Below are 20,316 nucleotides of genomic sequence, written 5' to 3'. Positions count from 1 at the left end.
GGGGGGGGGGGGGGGGGGGGGGGGGGGGGGGCGCGAATCGCAAGACTCGCGCGTCACGGGCCCACCCCCTGCCCCTCCCGCGAGCGGGAGGGGAGTTTTCAGAACTTCGCCTCAACGCCAATCACCGCCGAGCGCCCCGGCGAGACGAAGCTGAACACCTGCTCGTAGTCCTCGCCCAGCAGGTTCTCGGCGCGGGCGAAGGCGCTGATCGCTTCGGTCAGCTTCACCCGGGCGTTGAGGTTGACCAGCGTGTAATCGCCAAGCTGTACCCGCACCGGCACGAAGCTCGGATCGGTGAAGGCAACGTCGGGGGTCTGGCCGTTGTAGCGCACCACCAGCGTCGCCGAGGCGGCATCCTCCGGCGCTTCCCAGGTCAGCGCGGCGCTGGCGATGTGCCTGGGGCGGCGCACTTCCTCGACCCCGTTCTCCTCGGCATCGAGGTAGCTGTAGGCCGCATCGAGGCTGAATTGCTCGCCGATGCGGGCGCTGAGTGACACTTCCACCCCGCGCTGCTTGCTCACCGTGGTGCGGTTGGCCGGGGTGGCGATGAAGTTCGGCGGCGGGAAGGTGGTGAAGATTTCGCCGTCCAGCTCGCTATCGAAATAGGTCACCGCCACGCTGGCATTGTCGCCGAGCTGCTGGTCGAGCCCCACTTCCCGGCCTGTCGACTTCTCGGGACGCAAGGCAGCGTTGCCGATGAAACGCCCGTCGACGAAGCCGTAGAGCTCGAAGAAGCCGGGGTTCTTGACGCCGGAGCCGCCCGCCGCGCGGATGCGGGTGGTGCCGGTGATCCGGTACCCCGCGCCCACGCGAAAGGTGGTCGCGTCCTGGAACAGATCGTTGATGTCGTGCCGGATCGCGGCGGCAAGGTCGAAGGCCTCGCCGCTGTAGCGGTATTCGCCGACCAGCCCGACCTGCTCGATCTCGCGCCGCGCGTCGAACACGAAGCCGCCGGGGGTGGCATTGCGGAAGCCTTCGACCTCGTAATCGGCGGCGAAGGTGAGGTTGTGTTCGTCGAGCCGCAAGGACGAGACGTAGGAGGCCTTGAAGCGGTCGCCTTCGCTCGCCGAGGTGATGCCGAAGGGGCTGTCGGTCTCGCGCTCGACGTTGGCGATCTGGGCGGAAAGGTCATGGGTCCAGCGCCCGTCCAGCGTGGCGAGCCTGGCGCCCGCCAGCGCATAGATCGCCTCGTTGGTGAAGGTCACGCCGGGGCTGTCGATGATGAGGCCGAGGGTGGGGCTGGCGGTGTCGAAATCGCTGTCGTTGCTCTGGCCTTCGGTGCGGATGAAGCGGGCGGCGGCGCGCAGGGCGAAGGTGTCCGTCACGTCCACGCTGCCCTTGCCCGCGAGGGTATAGCTGTCGCGGCCGATGTCGCGGGTGCCGCCGCGCGCGTTGGGCTGGCCATCGGTGCTGACGATGACGGCGGAGAGGGCGGCGTCCCAGTTCTTGCCGTTGGCGGCGTAGCGTGCCGCGCCGTTGACGGTGCCTTGCGTGCCGCCCTCGATCCGCGCCGAAAAGCCCGGACTGCTGCGCCCGCTGGCGCTCTGATAGGCGACCACCCCGCCGATCGCGTCCGAGCCGTAGAGCGCCGATTGCGCACCCCGCAGCACCTCGACCCGCGCGCCGGGTTCGGCCTGCAGGGTGCCGATGTCGAACTCGCCAGCAAACGGATCGGAGACCTCGATCCCGTCGACCAGCACGAGGACATGGTTGGCCTCGCTGCCGCGCAGACGGATCTGGGTCTGGCCAGCGACGCCCGCGACCGCCACGCCGGGGACATCACGCAGCACGTCGGCGATGTCGCGGGTCTGGCGCTGGTCGAGCTGGTAGGGGGTAATGACGAGCGCGGAGCCGGGATACTGTTCCGGCGCAATCCTGTTGCCCGAGCGGCTCGCGCTGACGATGATGTCACCGCGCGGCGCATGGCCGGCGCCGATCTCGAGGATTTCCGCCATGGTCAGACCGGCCAGCGGGTCCTCGACCTGCTCCTCGCGCGCCTGATCCTGCGCCCACGCAGGCGCAGCCCAAACCAGCGCCGCCGCAGCGACGCTTCCCAGATATGTAAAATTCTTCACGGATTCCTCCCGTCATCAGCAACATGGTGGCCACGAGGGGAGGTTGCCCGCCCCCCACGGCCCAGCGATGTCGCTCACAACGAAAGTCTGTTTCCGCGCCTGGCCAACCCCTGAACCCGGCAAAGAGCGACACGCCCCGGTCGGTCTCCTGGCTCACGGATCGCCGCATGGGATGCTCGCCTTCCCGGATGGTCGCAAAGACCCCCAGTGGCTGCCCCCCTTTTCAAGGAGGGCGCGCACCCCACGCTCACCGCTTACAGTTGCAGGGACAGCTGCGGAATCGAACCGCATTCCCGTTACCGAAACGCGGGGAGGTGGATAGCGTCAGGCGAGGCTGACGGCAAGCGGTGTAAGGAATAGCAAAGTCGGGACCCCCACGGCGCGAAGCGCCGCAAGCGCGAACGCGCGCCCGAGCCTTTGCGAGGTAAGCCAAGCAGCGCGGACGCGCTGCGTCCGGCGCTTGAGGGCGCAAACAAAAAACCCGCCAGTTAAACGCAAAAGGCCCTCCCCGTGGGGGAGGGCCTTTTGCGTTTAACTGGTGGAGCCGAGGGGGATCGAACCCCTGACCTCGTCATTGCGAACGACGCGCTCTCCCAGCTGAGCTACGGCCCCGTTCCAGTTTTCGCGGCGCCCCCTTGCCTGTCACGGCAGCGGGCGAGCGCGCGCATTAGCGAGAAGCGACAAGGCTTGCAACGCCGATTTTCCCCGTTTCGGGGCTCTGCCCCTACTTGCCCCCCGCGCCTCCGCTGCCCGGCGCGATCGGCTGGATGACGGGCTGCGAGGTGACGCCTTCGGTGACCGGGATGACCGGCACCGGCAGGCCGGTTTCGAAGTCGATCACGGTCTGCGCGGCGCCCGGGCCGGGCTGGGGCGCAAGGCCGGCGCGGTGCTGCTGCACCGCCACCCAGCCGGGCTGCGAGGCGCCGTACATCGTGCCCCACTTCGCGTCCCATTCGGCCGAAGCGCGCTGGTAGGCCTCGTATTCGTCGAAGAACGCGTAGAAGGGCACCATCAGCCCTTCGAAATTGGCTTGCGCGAAGGCGAGCGGGTCGGTCGGCGGGATGATGAGAGCGCGGTTCGCCATATCGAGCGCGGCGCGGCAGAAGCCGGCGCGCGCGGCGGGCTCGGCGAAGAAGTTGTAGACCTGCGTGGTGTAGCCATCGCGCGCGACGATCGCATCGCGGCGGACCTTGAACCGGCTGGTGTAGCTCTTCTCGATACGGTCATTGACCGCCTTCAGGCTGCGCACGTTCTTCGTCAGGAAGGCGCGGTAGCCATCGAGGATCGGCTGGTATTCGGGCGCAAGGCAATTCAATGCCGCGACGTTCCAGGCCGAGCGCAGGTTCCAGACCAGCTGGTCGTTCGACAGGTTCGAATTGACCGTGATGCGCCGCCCGTCTGGCCCCTTGGCAGGCATGGTCATCACGTAATAGGCGCCGCCCGGCGGGAGCGGACGGTAGGGCACGGCCTCGACCACCCGCGGCGGCGGCGGCGGAGGCGGGGGCGGGGGCGGCGGCGGCGGCGCGGGGGTGGCGCAGGCGCCGAGCATCGCCGCGCCAACCGCGAGCGTGGTGATCGCAAGGCCGAAGGGGGTGCGCGTGGTGGTGCGGGACGGTTCGCGGTGCGGTTCACAGGGCGCGTTGGCGGCGGCGGCGCTCATCAGGTGTCTCTCTCTCTCGTGCTGCGGTGTGTGCAAGCCGCTTGGCGCGCAAGGATGCGGCGGCGCGGCTTGCTCCAGCCTGAAGCCTGAGCGATAGCCGCCCCGGCTAACAAAGCAAATGCCCGGGACCTAAGGAAAGGCCCCGGGCATCGCTATTTCAACATCTGTGCGGCGGGCCGGAGCCCGGCAACCTTACTCGCGGTTGCCGAGCAGGCGCAGCAGGTAGATGAACAGGTTGATGAAATCGAGGTAGAGCGACAGCGCCCCGAAGATCACCGCACGCCCGGCTTCCGGGGTTCCGCGCACGTAGCAGTATTCCTGCTTCAGGCGCTGCGTGTCATAGGCGGTAAGCCCGGCGAAGATCAGCACGCCCACCACGCTGATGACGAAGGTCATCGCGCCCGAAGGGAAGAAGGCGTTGATGAGGCTCGCCACGATCAGGCCGATCATGCCCATGATCAGGAAGCTGCCCCAGCCGCTGATGTCCTTCTTGGTGGTGTAGCCCCACAGCGACAGGCCCGCAAACGAGGCCGCCGCCGCGAAGAACGCCGTCGCGATCGAGCTGTCGGTGTAGGAGGTGAACAGCGTCGAGAACGACAGCCCGAACGCCACCGCAAAGGCCCAGAAGGCGACTTGCAGCGTGCCGGCGCTGGCGCGCGCCGCGCCGAACCACCAGAACAGCATGATCGCAAGCGGCGAGAGCATGATCGCAAAGCCGAGGAGGTTGGGCGCAATGCCGGTGCCCTGCGGGGTCACGACCGTCTCGAACGCCAAGCCGAACAGCGGCGAATTGGCGAACAGCAACGCGACGATCGCGGTCAGCAGCACGCCCGAGGTCATGTAGTTGTAGATCGAGAGCATGTGCCTGCGCAGACCCTCGTCATAGCTCACGCGGCCTGAGACATCGCCTCCGGCGCGCGGCACGGAGCCGAAGCGCTGCGCATTGCGCGAGGGGTCATTCCAGTCAGCCATTGTGAAACCCTTAGCCTTTCATGCTGGAGCGCGGGAAAATCCGCGCGCTCTCCATGTGTCGCAATATCGTGGCTTCGCCGGCGCATTTCAAGCGAAACCGGCGTGCAAAGCATGCAATCTGTTCAGATGAACCGATGTTAATATTAACTGCCTTGCGAAAGGGCCGCGCCCTTGTCGCGCGTGGCGGCGAGCGTCGCGGCGAGCAGCCGGCGCAGCGCCGCGCCTTCATCGAGCACGTTCAGCCCCTCGCGGGTCATGCCGCCCGGGCTGGCGACACGGTCGGCAAGCGTGGCGGGCGCAGCGCCCGAGGCTGCGGCGAGCGCGCTCGCGCCCTCCACGGTGGCGAGCGCGAGGGCGGCAGCGGTCGCCTCGTCGAGTCCGAGGTCGATCGCCGCACCCGCCAGCGCGTCGATGAAGCGGTAGACGAAGCCCGGCCCCGATCCGGCGAGCGCGGTGACGAGATCGAACTGCGCTTCGTCTTCGAGCCACACCGCGCTGCCGAGAGCATCGAACAGCGCGAAGGCGGAATCGCGCGCGGCTGCATCGAGGCCGCGCGCGGCGAGGATCACCGGCGATTTGTTGATCCGCGCGGCAAGGTTGGGCATCACGCGCAGGTGCGCAGCCGCCTGCGGAAAGGCCTCCGCGAGCTGATCGAGCGTGATCCCGGCGAGCAGCGAACAGGCCGTCCGGCCCGCAGTCAGCGCCTGCAAGCCCGGCCCGAGCGCCGCAAGCTGCTGCGGCTTGAAGCCGAGCAGCACCGCGTCATGCGTGCCGGGCACCTCGGCGGCATCGCGGTACAGCGCAACGCCTTCGGGAGCGTGTGCCAGGCCCGGATCGAGCACCGCGAACCGCGCTGCGGGCCGGCCTGCCGCGAGCCATCCGGCGAGCATCGCCCCGCCCATGTTGCCGCAGCCGATGATAAGCAGGTGGTCCACCCCGCCCTCCCGCGCTCAGGCCTCGCCCGCCGCGTCGACCATCGCCGCATCGAGCGCGGCGCGCGGGGACTTGCCGCCCCACAGCACGAACTGGAAGGCGGGGTAAAAGCGGTCGCATTCGTCGATCGCGCTCTCGACCAGCGCCTGCGCCATATCGAGGCTCAACCGCCCGTGATCGCCGAGCAGCGCGCCGTGACGGTAAAGCAGCACGTCGCCGTTCGACCAGATGTCGAAATGGCCGAGCCACATCTGTTCGTTGACGAGGCACAGCAATTCGTAAGCCGCCGGCCGCTTGTCGTCGGTGACGCGGATGTCGGGGAGACACAGGAACTGGAGCACGCTGTCTTCCGCGCGCCAGATCGCGCGCAGCTGGTAATTGGCCCAGGAGCCCTGCACCTCGCCGGTCATCTCGTCTTCCGAGACCATCTCGCACGGCCAGCCGCGCGCCGCGAACAGGCTGGCGAGCATGTCGACGGGGGCGGCATCGTCCTCGGCGGAATAGTCCATGTCAGCTGCTCTCATGGCCGGGCCTTCAGGAAGGTGGGCGCAGGGGTAAGGCGGGGTTGTGTCACCATCGCGTGGAGGGATGGACGCGAACCGGGGGGATTGGCAATTGCCCGGCGCGGGCGGGCTGGGGAGAAACGGACAGACCTGTGCAAAGCCTGTGCACGAAAAACCGGGGATGGCCCGCACAAGTCACTTAAGCGGTTGAACCGCCTCGCCTTCGTCGCTCACGAACAGGAAGGTATCGAGGCCCTTCTTCTTGAGTTCGCGCACCAGCGCCTGCGCCTTGTCGCGGCTGTCGATCGGGCCGACGACAAGCCGGTTGGTCTCGCCCCAGCGGGCGGTGTGGGGCTTGAACCTGCCGAAGGCGGCACCGCCCTCGCGGGCAAGGCGCTTCCAGTCGAAGGCGAGCGCGTCGATCTTCCGGCCGGTTGCAACCTGCACCCAGACGCGGCTGGGATGGACGGGCTTGGGGGGCTGCTTGGGTTTGGGCTTTTCGGCGGGCTTGGCGACGGGCGCGGGAAGCGGCGGCGGGGCCTCGCGCTTCACCGCGATTCGCGACAGGTCGACCGCATCGCCCGAAACCCGCGCATCGGCCGTGGGTGCGCCGAGATCGGCGAAGACATCGGCAACCCGCTCGACCGGACGCGGCGGGGGTACGGGGCTGGCGGCGACGGCGTCGGGGGTAACGGTTGCCACCCGCGCCGGTTCGCTCTCCGAAGCCGCGCGCGCATCGAGCGGCGGCCCGGCAGGCGCAAGCCGGCTGTCGGCGCGCTCCTCGGCGGCAAAGCGGGCGAGGCGCGGATCGTCACGCCCGATATCGGCCGAGCGCGGGAAAATCCCGAGATTGGCGGCAGCGGCCTGCTGCTGGCGGGTGAGGCGCGGCATGTAGCCGAGATAGGGCACGAGGCGCGTGGCGATGTCGCGCGGCATGACCTGTTCGACAATCGCGCCCGCCCGGTCGCTCTCGCCCATGATTGCCAGCCCGAAGGCGCGGGCGCGCTGGGCGGCGAGATCGCTGCGGTCGAGCAGCGGGCGAAGGGTATCCTCGAAGCGCGCACGGTTGCCGGCGATGGCATAGCTCACCGCGAGCCGGCGGCGCGCCTCGTCATTGGCGGGATCAAGCTCGAGCGCGCGGGTGTAGGCGGTTTGCGCCGCCGGGCCCTCGCCGACGAGATCGAGGCTGAGCGCGCGGTCGGTCAGCGCCGCGCGCTCGTCGGCACCTGCGGCCAGCGCGCGGTCGAACTGGACCAGCGCCTCGCCCGCACGCCCGGCGCGCAGGTACACCGCGCCGAGGCCGAGCGCGACATCGGGGTGGCCCGGATCGACATCGGCCGCGCGCCCGAAAAAGCCGATTGCCGCTTCGAGATCATCGACACCGAGCGCCGCCTGCCCGGCCTCGACCAGCGCGGTGCGATCGCGCGGGGTCTTGGCGAGCGCCACCAGCGCGCGGTTGAGCCGCTGCACCTCGGGCGAGGGCAAGGCCTGAACCACGGGCTGGGATACCACATCCTGCGCCGCCGCGCCGCCCAGGGGCAGCAGGCCAGCGCCAAGGGCGAGTGCACACAGGACAGGAATGCGCGACACCATCATGCGTGCCCTATCAGGCCCTTCGGCTCGGGAAAGCCGCGCTGCGACAACGCGCGGCAGCCACGCGGTTACTGGTTGTTCTGGCGGCCGAGGAAGCGCGGGATGCTGAGCGCCGGGCTGTCATCGCCCTCCTCTTCCTCTTCCTCGTCACGCGCTGTGCTGCGCGACAGGTTGGCCATGCGCTCGAACAGCGTGCTGCCGGCCCCGGCGCCGCCACCGCCGCTGCTGCCGCCGCCAGCACCGCCGGTATCACCGCCAAGCAGCCCGCGACGCCGCCCCCCGCCGAGCCGCGCTTCGACCGGGCGGCCTTCGGCGGCCAGCCGGTCGGCGCTGGCAAGGAGATCATCCTGCACCGGGCCGTGGTCATCGGCATCGGGATAGGCGGCATAGCCGTCATCGAGTTCGAGCGCTTCGCCATTCTCATCGTCGGCTGCCGCACCGCTCGCGCCGTAGCCGCCATAGCCGCCATAGCCGCCCGTATCTCCGGCACCGCGCAGACCCGCGAGCGGATCGACGATCCCGTCGACATCGTCCTCGTATTCGTCGCCGTAGCTTTCGCCGGCCTGCATGCCGGTCAGTTCGAAGGGCGCGGCCGGGGGGTAATCGGTCTCGGCATCGTCTTCCTCGGCCTCGCCGAGATCGAGCGCGTGGTCCTCGTAATCCTCTGCCGCAGCTGCCGCCGCCGCCGGGCGGCCGAAGCCATAGGGTTCGGGTTCGGGGGTCACAGGAAGGGGAGCGGCGCCGAAGCCTTCATCGTCCGACAGTTCGAGCACCGGCCGCTTGGGCGCCCGCGATCCGCCGAGCGAGACCATCTGGGCGCGGTCGGACTGGCCGATCGCGCTCTGTTCGATGCCGGTGGCGACCACCGAGACGCGGATCTTGCCCTTGAGATCGGGGTTGAAGGCCGAGCCCCAGATGATGTTCGCGTCTTCATCCACCAGCTCGCGGATGTGGTTGGCGGCTTCATCGACTTCGAGCAGGCGCATGTCCTCGCCGCCGATGATCGAGATGATAACGCCCTTGGCGCCGGCCATACTGACCCCGTCGAGCAGCGGATTGGCGATCGCCTGTTCGGCGGCATCGAGCGCGCGGTTCTCGCCCTCGCCCTCGCCGGTGCCCATCATCGCCTTGCCCATCTCGCTCATCACCGAGCGCACGTCGGCAAAGTCGAGGTTGATGAGGCCGGGCATGACCATCAGGTCGGTGATCGAACGCACGCCCTGCTGGAGCACCTCGTCGGCCAGCTGGAAGGCTTCCTTGAAGGTGGTTTCCGCCTTGGCGACCAGGAACAGGTTCTGGTTGGGGATGACAATCAGCGTGTCGACATGGTTCTGGAGTTCCTCGATCCCGGCTTCGGCGGCGCGCATGCGGCGGGTGCCTTCGAACAGGAACGGCTTGGTGACGACGCCCACGGTGAGCACGCCCATGCGGCGCGCGGCTTCGGCGATCACCGGCGCGGCGCCGGTGCCGGTGCCCCCGCCCATCCCCGCGGCGATGAAGCACATGTTGACGCCCTCGAGCGCCTTTTCGATCTCGACGACGGTCTCTTCCGCCGCCGCCTTGCCGACCTCGGGACGCGCCCCCGCACCCAGGCCGCCGGTGATGTCGGGGCCCAACTGGATGCGCTTTTCGGCCGGCGAGGTGCTCAGCGCCTGGGCATCGGTATTGGCGACGATGAACTCGACACCCTCGATCTCGGCCGCGATCATGTTGGCGATCGCGTTGCCGCCGGCCCCGCCGATGCCGATCACAGTGATGCGGGGACGCAGATCGTCGCTCGCTGCGGGTCCGATATTGATGCTCATCAGCTGGTCCTCCAGGCGCAGGGACAGAATTTTTTCATTTTTCCTCGCGCAATTGTCTTATGTGACATAATCATCGTTCATATTTTATAGCGGCAAAACCCTTATCCACAGCATCGGGGCGCACAAACCACCTGATGCCGCGACGTAAAGCGTGCAAGGTGAGCCGCTCAAAAATATTCCCTCAGCGCCCGGAACAGCCGCGCGACCAGCGCCATCAAGCCGGCCTCGCGCGTGAAGGCGCGGTATACCCCGGCACGCTTTGCGCCCACCGCGCGGATATCGACCGGGTCGTCGGCAGCGTAGAGGCACAGCCCGGCCAGTGTCGCAAAGCCGGGCGCATGATGCGCTTCGGGCATGCCGGTGAGCTGCGGCGGACGGCCGAGCCGCACCGGCTGCCCGAGCGCACCCTGCATGAAATCGGCCATCCCGGCAAGCTCGGCTCCCCCGCCGGTGAGCACCACCTGTCCCGCCCTTGGTCCGGCAAAGCCCATGGTGCGCAGCGCCTTGCCGATTTCGCCGGTGAGCATGCCCAGTTGCTGGGTCACGACCGCGATCAGTTCGGCGCGCACGATGCGGTTCTTGTCATCCGCCCCGCGCGCGACCGGCCCGACCGGCGCGCCGCTCTCGCCCCCTTCGCCCGGCCCGTTGACCGGGATCAGCTCGCGGTGGTCCGAAGGGCTGGCAATAGCCGAACCGGCAACGCATTTGAGCCGTTCGGCCTGCGAGCGGCGGATGCCGAAGCTCGAGGCAATCGCATCGGTGATCGAGCCCGAGCCCATCGGCACCGCGTGAAGGCCGAGCAGCATGCCGCCGGCAAACACCGCGACATTGGTGATGTCCGCACCGATCTCGACCAGCGCGACGCCGAGGTCGCGTTCCTCGCCCGTCAGGCAGGCATGGCCCGCAGCGATCGGCGCCGCCACCACGCCCTCGACCTCGAGATGCGCGTTCTGCACGGCTTCGGTGAGATTGCGGACCGGTGCGCCATCAGCCAGCATCACGTGGATATCGACCCCCAACCGCTCGGCATGGAGCCCGCGCGGGTTGGCGACACCGTGGGCGCCATCGAGGGTGTAGTGGGCGGGCTGCGCGTGGAGCACCTTGCGGCCATCGGGCTGGATCATGTCCTGCGCCTCGACCAGCAGCGCCTCGATGTCCTCGTCCTCGATCCGCCGCCCGCCGATCTCGATGTCGACCGCGACCACGTGGCTGGCCAGCCCCGCGCCCGCGCAGGCGATCCACACCGATCGGACCGGAGTGTTCGCGGCCTTCTCGGCGCGCTCGACCGCATCGCGGATCGCGTGGGCGGCAGCCGCCATGTCGGTGACATAGCCGCGCTTGACCCCGGCGCTGGCACGATGCCCGCTGCCGAGCACCTGGAGGTCGCCGCTCTCGGTCTCGCCCATGATCATGGCGCTGATGCGGAAGCTGCCGATATTGACCGCGGCATAGGTCCGCGCGAGGCGGCGGTGGGCGGCGGTGGATGACCTGGAACCGGCGCGCGATGCCATCAGGTGGTCTCCCCGGGGGTCTTGTTGCCGCCCTCTTCGGGCGCGGCAACGACCTTGGGCTCGCCCACGGCCTGCGGCAGCCGCATGTAGAGCCGCGGCGGGGTGCGCATGTCGAAGGCCAGCACCGTGCCGCCGAGCAGCCGGTTCTTGCCATCGAGCCGCGCGAACTTGACCAGCGCCGTCGCCGCCTCGACCTCGCCTTCGGGAAGCGCCAGCAGCTGCCCGGTGGTGAAGGTGAGGTTCCAGCGGCGGTTGCCGACCCATTCGGCGGCCTCGACCTTGGGGGCAAGCGCGGGCGCGGCGGCAAGCAGCGCCTCGAGCGCGCGCGCCTGCTTGCCCGCACCGGGACCTGCCAGCCGCAGCATCCCCTTGGTCTTTTCGGCGGCGACGGGTTCAAGCTCCACGCCGCTCGCGTCGATCAGCATCAGCCGGTCGGGCCGCTCGAGCACCGCATGCGGGGTGCGCTCGACGATGTCGATGGCAAGCGTGTGTGGCAGCTGGATCGAGACCCGCGCGTCCTTGACCCACGGCAGCGCCAGCAATTCGGCGCGCAGGGCGGCGACATCGACATCGGGCATGGCGCGGTTGCGCTGGGCGAGGACGCGGGCATAGACCTGCTGTTCGTCCATGCGGCTCGTGCCGGTGACGCGCACGTGGCGCACCTCGAAGCCCGCGTCGGCAGCGATCGCGGCGACCTGCGCCTGCGCCAGCGCGGGGACGCCTGCAAGGCTGGCGATGACGAAGGCGATCCCCACCCCGCCGCCGATGATCATCGCGAGCCAGATGCGGCTCCACTGTTCTTCGGTGAAGGGCAGGAAGCCCATGATCCGGTCGATCATGCCGCTCGCCTGCCCGCGCGCCTTGCGCACGGTGACCGCCCGGCTCTGCGCCTTGGCGGCGCGGCGCACGCCGCCTGCGGAGCTACGCCGGATCTGCTGCGCCATGCCGGCCTCCCTGTTTCAGAGCGTGGACCCGGAGCGCCTCTGCACAGAGCATCTCGACGAGATCCGCGTAAGGTATCCCGCAGCCCGCCGCCTGTTCGGGGACGAGGCTCAAGGGCGTCATGCCCGGCTGGGTATTGGTTTCGAGCACGAACAAGCCGTCCTCGCCCGCTTCCTCGTCCCAGCGGAAATCGGTGCGGCTGGTGCCGTGACAGCCCAGGACCTGATGCGCCTTTACGGCATAGGCCTCGCACAAGGCGGTGATTTCGGGCGGGAGCTTTGCGGGGAAGATGTGTTCGGTCCGGCCCGCCGTATACTTGTTCTCATAATCGTAGAAGCCGCTCGCCACGATCAGTTCGGTGACGCCAAGCGGGCGCGGGCCATCGGGGCCGTCGAGCACCGCGGCGGTCAGTTCGCGGCCCTTGATGAAGGGCTCGGCGAGAAGTTCGGCGAATTCCTGCCACGGGCCCTTCGCGTCCGGCGAGATCGGGTTGCCGACATTGCTGTTGTCGGTGACGATGGCGACGCCCACCGACGATCCCTCGTTGACCGGCTTCAGCACATAGGGCCGCGGCAGCGGGTCGCGCGCGTGAAGTTCCTCGCGCGTCACGATCCGCCCGCCGGGCATCGGGATGCCGTGCGGCACCAGCGCCTGCTTGGTCAGCTGCTTGTCGATCGCGATCACCGAGGTGGCGAGGCCGGAGTGGGTATAGGCGAGGCCCATCAGGTCGAGCATCCCCTGCACCGTCCCGTCCTCCCCCGGCACGCCGTGGAGCGCGTTGAAGACGACATCGGGCTTGGCCTCGTGCAGCCTGAGCGCAACATCGCGGCCCATGTCGATGCGGGTGACGCGGTGCCCCTTGCTTTCCAGAGCATCGGCCACGCCCGCGCCGCTGGTCAGCGAAACCTGCCGCTCGTTCGCCCAGCCGCCCATCAGGACGGCGACGTGCAAGGGTTTGGCGAAAGTCACGGGCGTCCCACTCTTTGAATTTCCCATTCAAGGCTCACCCCGGTCGCGGCGTAGACCTTGTCGCGCACCATTTCGCCGAGGCCTTCGATGTCGGCGCTGGTGGCGGTGCCGGTGTTGATGAGGAAGTTGGTGTGCTTCTCGGAGACCTGCGCGCCGCCCAGGGTGAGGCCGCGGCAGCCGGCGCGGTCGACCAGTTCCCACGCCTTGTGGCCCTCGGGATTCTTGAAGGTCGATCCGCCGGTCTTGGTGCGCAGCGGTTGGCTCGCCTCGCGCGCGGCGGCGATGCGGTCCATCTCGGCGCCGATCGCGGCAGGCTCGCCCGGGTGCCCGCGCAAGCGCGCGGAGACCACGATAGCGCCTTCGGGCAGGGCCGAGTGGCGGTAGGAATAGTCCAATTCCTCGCCCGTCAGCGTGATGAAGCTGCCGTCATGCAGGATCACCGCGCAGTCGAGCAGCACGTCGGCCACCTCGCGGCCATAGGCGCCGCCGTTCATGCGCACGAAGCCCCCGACCGTGCCGGGGATGCCGCGCAGGAATTCCAGCCCCGCAATGCCGAGGTCGCGCGCACTGGAGGCGACCAGAATGCCGCTCGCCCCGCCGCCGCAGGTGAGTTCCAGCTCACCGGTGTGCGCGACGCCCGCAAAGGCCTTGCCGAGCCGCACCACCACGCCCGGCACCCCGCCGTCGCGCACGATCATGTTCGAGCCGAGGCCCAATGCCATCACCGGAATCTCGCCATCCAGCCGTTCCAGAAAGGCCTTCAAATCCTCCATGTCGGCAGGCTCGAACAGCCAGTCGGCAGGCCCGCCGGTCTTGAACCATGTGTAAGGCGCGAGCGGGGCCTTGCAGGTGAGCTTGCCGCGGATGCCGTCAAGCGGCACGGGCGCGGCAACCGCACCCTCGACCGCGCAGGTGGGCGCCGCGCCATCGTCGAAATTCGAGGTGTCGCCCGGCTGGTTCATGCCGCCCCTCGCCTGGCGGTGATCGCCGGGGCGAGCCCTGCGGCCCACCTGGTGATATCGCCCGCGCCGAGGCACACCACGAGATCGCCCGGCTGGACTTCGCCCGCCAGCGTCTCGGCCAGAGCGTCAGCGCCAGCGATCTCGCGCGCGGCGCGGTGCCCGCGCGCCTTCATGCCCGCCACCAGCGCGGCATGATCGACGCCTTCGATGGGCTCCTCGCCCGCCGGATAGACCGGGGCGACATAGGCGATGTCGGCATCATCGAAGCACGACTGGAAGTCGTTCATCAGGTCGCTGAGGCGCGAATAGCGGTGCGGCTGGGCGACCGCGATGACCCGCCCGCCGCTGCCGCCGACCGCCTCGCGCGCGGCGGCGAGCACGGCGCGGATTTCGACCGGGTGGTGGGCGTAATCATCGATCACCGTGACCTTGCCGCCACCAAGTTCCACCGCGCCGACGCGCGTGAAGCGCCGCCGCACCCCGCCAAAGCGGGCAAAGCCGGTGCGGATCACCTCGTCCGAACAGCCCATCTCGATGGCGACGGCGATCGCCGCGAGCGCGTTCTGGACGTTGTGGCGGCCGGGCATCGGCAGGTGCACGCCTTCGATGCGCCGGTCTTCGAGTCCGCGCTGCCGCACGATCACATCGAAGCGGTTGCCACCATCTTCGCTGCGCACATTGACCCCGCAGATGTCGGCCTGGAGCGAGAAGCCGTAGGTCACGACCTTGCGGTCGCGCACCTCGCCGATCACCGCCTGCACCACCGGGTGATCGACGCACAGCACCGCCGCCCCATAGAAGGGGACGTTGTGGATGAACTCGACGAAGGCGCGCTTCACGCCCGCGAAGCTGCCGTAATGGTCGAGGTGCTCGGGATCGATATTGGTCACGACCGCGATGGTGCCGTCGAGGCGCAGGAAGCTGCCGTCGCTCTCGTCGGCCTCCACGACCATCCAGTCGCTGTCGCCAAGGCGCGCGTTGGACCCGTATTGTTCGATGATCCCGCCGTTGATGACCGTGGGATCGATCCCGCCGGCATCCAGAAGCGTCGCGATCATCGAGGTCGTGGTGGTCTTGCCGTGCGTGCCTGCCACCGCGACGGTGGATTTGAGGCGCATCAGCTCGGCGAGCATTTCCGCGCGGCGCACCACCGGGACGCGGGCTTCAAGCGCGGCGGCGACTTCGGGATTGGTGCGGCGCACGGCGGTAGAGGTGACGACCACCGCGACGCCCGCGACATTTTCGGCGCGGTGCCCGACATGGACGGTGATCCCCCGCGCGCGCAGCCGCTCGACACTCGGCCCTTCGGCGATATCGCTGCCCTGCACCTGATAGCCCAGATTGTGCATCACCTCGGCGATGCCCGACATGCCGATCCCGCCGATGCCGACGAAATGGATGATGCCGATATCGGTGCCGACGCCCTTCATTGTTCCACGCTGTCCCTGGCTGCCTTGCGCGCCGCGCCGGTGGCGGGGCGCGCTGCTGCGGCGGCGGCGGCAGGCGCGCTTTCGCCAACGCGGATCACGTCCATCAGATCGATCCCGCTCATCGTCTCGACCAGATCGGCGAGATCGCGCGCCGCATCGGGCCGGCCGCAGTTGAAGGCGCAATGCGCGGCGTTGGCGAGGCTGGCCGGGTTCATCGCCATCGCCTGGATCTGCTTGGCGAGCTGCTTGGGCTGGAAGGCTTCCTGCCGCACCATCCGCGCGCCGCCGGCCTTGACCATCTCGCGGGTGTTGGCCGCCTGGTGATCGTCAGTGGCGATGGGCAGCGGCACAAGGATCGCCGGGCGGCCCACGGCGGTCAGTTCGGCAATGGTCGATGCGCCCGCGCGGCCGATGAACAGGTGCGCATCGGCGAGGCGTTCGTGCATGTCCTCGAAATAGGTGCCGAGTTCGGCGGGAATGCCGTGTTCGGCATAGCGCTTGCGCACCGCCTCGAGGTCCTCGGGCCGGGCTTGCTGGGTGACCTGCAAGCGCTGGCGCAGCGCCGGCGGGAGCATGGCGAGGCCATCGGGCACCACCTCGGAAAGCACCCGCGCGCCTTGCGATCCGCCGGTGACGAGGATGCGCAGCAGGCTCTCCTCGGTGAAGGCCGGGAAATCCTGATCGCGCAAGCCCAGCACCTCGGCGCGCACCGGATTGCCGACAAGGTGGACCTTGTGCGCGTGCTTGGGCTTGAGGCGGTCGACGCTTTCGTAGGAGGTCGCGATCGCGTTTACCCGCCCTGCCAGGAGCCGGTTGACCCGGCCGAGCACGGCGTTCTGTTCGTGGACGATGCTCGGCAGCCCGGCGGCCGTGGCTGCGAGCAGCGCGGGCAGCGCCGGGTAACCGCCGAAGCCGACAATCGCCGAGGGCTGGAAGTGCTCGAACAGGCGGAGCGCCATCGCCCGGCCTTCGAGCACCGCGCGGATGCCCGCAGGCCAGCCCAGCGGGTTCTTGCCGAAGCGGCCGGCGGGCAGGACGTGGGCGGGGAGGAAATCGGGCTTGCCGGGAATGTTGCTCCCTCGCTCGTCGGTGATCAGCGCGACATGATGGCCGCGCGCGTGCAGCTCGGCGGCGAGCGCGAAGGCGGGGATCAGGTGTCCGCCGGTGCCGCCTGCCGCCAGCACGAAGTGGCGCGATGCCCCTGTGCGCGCGGGGCTGCCGGGTTCGCTCGTCATGGGCGTTCTTCCTTGCGTTCGATCAGGTCGCGCAGGGACCCTCCCTCGCGTGCGAGGAACGGATTGCGCCGCGTGATCGCCAGCAATAGCCCAAGCGTGAAGCACACCGCCAGTGTCGATGAACCGCCATAGGAAATCAGCGGCAGGGTCATCCCCTTGGAGGGGAACAGCTTGAGGTTGACAAGGATGTTGATGAAGGCCTGCCCGCCGAACTGGGTGACGAGCCCGGCCGCGGCGAGCACCGCGAAGAAGTTGTCCTCGCCGGTCAAGCGCAGCAGCGCACGCATCACCAGCGCACAGTAAAGCATCACGATCACCGCGCACATGACGAGGCCGAACTCCTCGCCGATCACCGAGAAAATGTAATCGGTGTGCGCCTCGGGCAGGTTCATCTTGCGGATGCCGAGCCACAGGCCGGTTCCGGTCCACCCGCCCGCGGTGATGGTGCGCTGGGCCAGATCGACCTGGTCAAAGGCGGTGCCGCCCGCAAGGAACCCGTCGATGCGGTTGCGGGCGTTGTCGTAGAGGAAATAGGCGAGCGTCAGGCCGATCAGACCCACCCCGCCGAGCGCCGCGATGCGCTGCCACGGCATCCCGGCGAGCAGCACCATCACCAGCCAGATCCCGCCGAACAGGATCGCATCGCCAAGATTGGGCTGGAGCATCAGCAGCCCCGCGACCAGCACGAAGAAGCCGGTTACGGGCAGGATCACCGGCAGGCCCGGATCGCGCAGCCGCCAGCTCAGCACCCAGGCGCAGATGATCGCGAAGCCGGGCTTGAGGAACTCGGAGGGCTGAAGGCTGATGCCGAGATTGATCCAGCGCCGCGCGCCGTTCACCGTCTCGCCGATGAAGGGCACCACGAACAGCAGGGCCAGCATCACCCCGCCGACCAGGATGCCGAGCCTGCGCGCCTGATCGCGGCTGAGAAAGCTGATCCCGATCATCAGCACAAGGCCCATCGACTGGAACACCAGGTGACGCTTGAAGAACATCAACTCGTCAAGCCTCACGCTGCCTGTCGAAAGGCGCGCGGCGCTGGCCGGGGAGGATGCCGCGACCGCGACAAGGCCGATCGTCATCAACAGGCCGATCAGCAGCAGCAGCAGCTTGTCGATCTCGCGCCACCAGATGCGGATGCTGTCGCGCCAGCGCCGCTGCACCGGAACCGGGGGCAGGTAGGCGCCCGGCCCGCGCGCGGCGGGGGAGGAATAGGCGGGCGCGTTCATGGCAGGAAGCTCCTGTCATCGGCATCGCTGCCGGTCTCGCCGCAGGTCTCGCAGCCGGTGATGACGCCAACCATCTGGCGGAAGTGGTGCCCGCGCTTCTCGTAATCGCGGAACTGGTCGTAGGAGGCGCAGGCCGGGCTCAGCAGCACCACCTCGCCCGGCCGCGCGGCATCGGCGGCGCGGCGCACGGCTTCGCTGATGAGCTCGCATCGCTCGGTGCGGACATGGCCCTCGAGAAGGTCGGCGAACATCGGCCCGGCCTCGCCCACGGTATAGGCCGCGGCAATATTGGCGAGATGATCGGCGCAGGCGCCAAGGCCATCTTCCTTGGGCAAGCCCCCGACGATCCAGTGGATGCGAGGGAGCCCGTCATTGATGGCAGGATCGGGCGGAAAGGCCGCGAGCGCCGGGGCGGCCGAGGCCGCGTTGGTCGCCTTGCTGTCGTTGATGTAGGTGACCCCGCCGGTCTCGCAGACGCGCTCCATGCGGTGCGGCAGGCCGCGATAGGTGGCGAGGCCTTGCGCGATCTGCGCGTCGCTGAGCCCGAGCTGGCGGCAGATCGCGACCGCGACCGCCGCGTTCTGCGCATTGTGCGGCCCCGCCAGCGACGGCGAGCGCCCGGCGGCAAGCCCCGCGGCATCGAGATCGGCGCTCTTCACCCGCACCAGCGGCTTGGCGGAGGTCTCCAGCCCCTCGGCGATGGCGGCGGTCGGCTCGTCCTCGTCGCAGATGATCGCGGTGCCGGTCTGCTGCATCTGAAACAGGCGTTCCTTGGCGGCGGCATAGGCATCGAACCCGGCATAGCGATCGAGGTGATCGGGGGTGATGTTGGTGAGCGCGGCCACATCGCAATCGAGCGTGAAGGTGAGGTCGATCTGGAAGCTCGACAGTTCGAGCACATAGACGCCGCCTTCGGGCAGCGGCGCCTGCCCGAGGACCGGATCGCCGATATTGCCGCCCATCACCGTGGGCACGCCGTTGGTGGCAAGGATGTGGTGAACCAGCGCGGTGGTGGTCGACTTGCCGTTGGTGCCGGTGATGCCGACGACCTTGTGCGGCGGCAGGCTTTCGCGGGCGGCGGCGAAGAGCTCGATATCGCCGATCACCGGCAGGCCGTATTGCCAGGTGTGCGGCCCGATCGGGTGGGAGTTGAGCGGGACGCCGGGCGAGACGACGACGCCCGCAAAGCCGGTAAGGTCAAGCTCCAGCGGGTCGATCAGGCGGCAGCGTCCCTCAAAGGGCTCGCGCGCATGCGGCTGGCGGTCCCAGGCGATCACTTCCGCGCCGCTCGCCAGCAAGGCCTCGGCCGCCGCCGCGCCCGAACGGGCAAGGCCGAGCACCGCATAGCGCTTGCCCTTGAAGGCGGGGGAAGTGATCACGCCTTGACCCCTCCCCTATCTCAGCTTCAGCGTCGACAGCCCGATCAGGGCGAGCACGATGGCGATGATCCAGAAGCGGATCACGACCTTGCTCTCGCTCCAGCCGAGCTGTTCGAAGTGGTGGTGGATGGGGGCCATCTTGAAGACCCGCCTGCCGGTGCGCTTGAACCAGAACACCTGGACGATGACGCTGACCGCCTCGAGCACGAACAGCCCGCCGACGATCCCGAGCACGACCTCGTGGTGCGAGGCGACCGCGATCGCGCCGAGCGCGCCGCCCAGGGCCAGCGAGCCGATGTCGCCCATGAACACCGCGGCAGGCGGCGCGTTGAACCACAGGAAGGCGAGCCCCGCCCCCATGATCGCGGCGCAGAAGATGGCAAGCTCGCCGGCACCCGGCACATGCGGGATGCCGAGATAGGCGCTGAAATCCGCGCGCCCCGCCAGATAGGCGATGATCGCGAAGGTCCCGGCCGCGATGATGACCGGCATGATCGCAAGGCCATCGAGGCCATCGGTGAGGTTCACCGCATTGCCCGCACCCACGATCACGAAGGCGGCAAAGACATAATAGGCCGGGCCCAGCGGGATGCTCACCCCGGTGAGGAAGGGGAGGTAGAGGTTGGTGTTGATCTGGCTGACGATCAGCCAGCTTGCCACCCCTGCCACCGCGAACTCGCCAAGCAGCCGGACCCGCGCGGGGACCCCCGCATGGCTGTTCTTGGCGACCTTGTCGTAATCATCGAGGAAGCCGATGATGCCGAAGCCGATCGTCACTGCAAGGCACGCCCACACGAAGGGGCTGGTCAAATCCATCCAGATCAGCAGCGACAGCGACAGCGCGACGAGGATCATCAGCCCGCCCATCGTCGGGGTGCCGCGCTTGGCGAGGTGCGTCTGGGGGCCGTCCAGACGGATCGGCTGGCCCTTGCCCTGGCGCACGCGCAGGAAATTGATGAAGCGTTCGCCGATCAAGAGGCCGATCACCAGTGCGGTCATCAGCGTCGCACCCGCGCGGAAGCTCTGGTAGCGCACCAGATTGAGGATGCCTTCAAAGCCAAGCCACTCGGCAAGCAGGTAGAGCATTCAGTCGTCCTTTGGTGCCCGTGACCGGGCCT

16 protein-coding genes, 1 tRNA gene and 1 riboswitch are annotated in these 20,316 nt (G+C 68.7%); all 17 genes read right to left on the bottom strand.

All coding sequences use genetic code 11. From position 1 onward, the window contains the following. Nucleotides 1–98: 98 nt before the first annotated feature. Nucleotides 99–2,075, bottom strand: a complete 1,977-nt coding sequence (locus D620_RS0103130; protein ID WP_017664333.1) for a TonB-dependent receptor plug domain-containing protein — start codon at nucleotides 2,073–2,075, stop codon at nucleotides 99–101. 120 nt (nucleotides 2,076–2,195) lie between these two features. Further along, nucleotides 2,196–2,394: riboswitch (cobalamin riboswitch) on the bottom strand. Between the two features lie 217 nt (nucleotides 2,395–2,611). Then, nucleotides 2,612–2,687: transfer RNA gene (locus D620_RS0103125), tRNA-Ala, on the bottom strand. A gap of 112 nt (nucleotides 2,688–2,799) precedes the next feature. Continuing rightward, nucleotides 2,800–3,735, bottom strand: a complete 936-nt coding sequence (locus D620_RS14555; RefSeq protein WP_017664332.1) for a hypothetical protein — start codon at nucleotides 3,733–3,735, stop codon at nucleotides 2,800–2,802. 192 nt (nucleotides 3,736–3,927) lie between these two features. Continuing rightward, nucleotides 3,928–4,707, bottom strand: a complete 780-nt coding sequence (locus tag D620_RS0103115) for a Bax inhibitor-1 family protein (protein ID WP_017664331.1) — start codon at nucleotides 4,705–4,707, stop codon at nucleotides 3,928–3,930. Between the two features lie 143 nt (nucleotides 4,708–4,850). Continuing rightward, nucleotides 4,851–5,642, bottom strand: coding sequence for a pyrroline-5-carboxylate reductase family protein (locus D620_RS0103110; protein ID WP_017664330.1), 792 nt, complete (start codon nucleotides 5,640–5,642; stop codon nucleotides 4,851–4,853). Between the two features lie 15 nt (nucleotides 5,643–5,657). Continuing rightward, nucleotides 5,658–6,164 (bottom strand): YbjN domain-containing protein, encoded by a 507-nt coding sequence (locus tag D620_RS0103105; protein WP_026091913.1) that lies wholly within the window; start codon nucleotides 6,162–6,164, stop codon nucleotides 5,658–5,660. Nucleotides 6,165–6,338: 174 nt separating this feature from the next. Then, entirely contained in the window at nucleotides 6,339–7,739 is a 1,401-nt protein-coding gene (locus D620_RS0103100) for an SPOR domain-containing protein (protein WP_017664328.1), read from the bottom strand. A gap of 65 nt (nucleotides 7,740–7,804) precedes the next feature. Then, nucleotides 7,805–9,541, bottom strand: a complete 1,737-nt coding sequence (ftsZ, locus tag D620_RS0103095; protein WP_017664327.1) for a cell division protein FtsZ — start codon at nucleotides 9,539–9,541, stop codon at nucleotides 7,805–7,807. Between the two features lie 167 nt (nucleotides 9,542–9,708). Then, nucleotides 9,709–11,052 (bottom strand): cell division protein FtsA, encoded by a 1,344-nt coding sequence (ftsA, locus tag D620_RS0103090; RefSeq protein WP_017664326.1) that lies wholly within the window; start codon nucleotides 11,050–11,052, stop codon nucleotides 9,709–9,711. After that, nucleotides 11,052–11,996, bottom strand: a complete 945-nt coding sequence (locus D620_RS0103085) for a cell division protein FtsQ/DivIB (RefSeq protein ID WP_017664325.1) — start codon at nucleotides 11,994–11,996, stop codon at nucleotides 11,052–11,054. The genes ftsA and D620_RS0103085 overlap by 1 nt, the downstream gene beginning before the upstream one ends. Continuing rightward, entirely contained in the window at nucleotides 11,974–12,990 is a 1,017-nt protein-coding gene (locus D620_RS0103080; RefSeq protein WP_051020519.1) for a D-alanine--D-alanine ligase, read from the bottom strand. Before D620_RS0103080 ends, D620_RS0103085 begins: the two co-directional genes overlap by 23 nt. After that, nucleotides 12,960–13,925 carry a UDP-N-acetylmuramate dehydrogenase gene (murB, locus tag D620_RS0103075; protein ID WP_017664323.1) on the bottom strand — a complete coding sequence of 322 codons (966 nt, stop codon included), beginning with the start codon at nucleotides 13,923–13,925 and terminating at the stop codon, nucleotides 12,960–12,962. The genes D620_RS0103080 and murB overlap by 31 nt, the downstream gene beginning before the upstream one ends. Continuing rightward, nucleotides 13,922–15,355 (bottom strand): UDP-N-acetylmuramate--L-alanine ligase, encoded by a 1,434-nt coding sequence (gene murC, locus D620_RS0103070; RefSeq protein WP_017664322.1) that lies wholly within the window; start codon nucleotides 15,353–15,355, stop codon nucleotides 13,922–13,924. The genes murB and murC overlap by 4 nt, the downstream gene beginning before the upstream one ends. Then, entirely contained in the window at nucleotides 15,352–16,590 is a 1,239-nt protein-coding gene (gene murG, locus D620_RS0103065) for an undecaprenyldiphospho-muramoylpentapeptide beta-N-acetylglucosaminyltransferase (protein WP_017664321.1), read from the bottom strand. The genes murC and murG overlap by 4 nt, the downstream gene beginning before the upstream one ends. Continuing rightward, nucleotides 16,587–17,819, bottom strand: coding sequence for an FtsW/RodA/SpoVE family cell cycle protein (locus tag D620_RS0103060; RefSeq protein WP_017664320.1), 1,233 nt, complete (start codon nucleotides 17,817–17,819; stop codon nucleotides 16,587–16,589). The genes murG and D620_RS0103060 overlap by 4 nt, the downstream gene beginning before the upstream one ends. Continuing rightward, nucleotides 17,816–19,198 carry a UDP-N-acetylmuramoyl-L-alanine--D-glutamate ligase gene (murD, locus tag D620_RS14550; protein ID WP_017664319.1) on the bottom strand — a complete coding sequence of 461 codons (1,383 nt, stop codon included), beginning with the start codon at nucleotides 19,196–19,198 and terminating at the stop codon, nucleotides 17,816–17,818. The genes D620_RS0103060 and murD overlap by 4 nt, the downstream gene beginning before the upstream one ends. 15 nt (nucleotides 19,199–19,213) lie before the next feature. Beyond that, complete coding sequence (gene mraY / locus D620_RS0103050) at nucleotides 19,214–20,284, bottom strand: phospho-N-acetylmuramoyl-pentapeptide-transferase (RefSeq protein ID WP_017664318.1); 1,071 nt, start codon at nucleotides 20,282–20,284, stop codon at nucleotides 19,214–19,216. Nucleotides 20,285–20,316: the final 32 nt, after the last annotated feature.

The sequence above is a fragment of the Porphyrobacter sp. AAP82 genome (assembly GCF_000331285.1).
Taxonomy (GTDB): domain Bacteria; phylum Pseudomonadota; class Alphaproteobacteria; order Sphingomonadales; family Sphingomonadaceae; genus Erythrobacter.
Note: the sequence above shows the minus strand (reverse complement) of the source record. Positions and strands in the feature narration are given on the sequence as shown.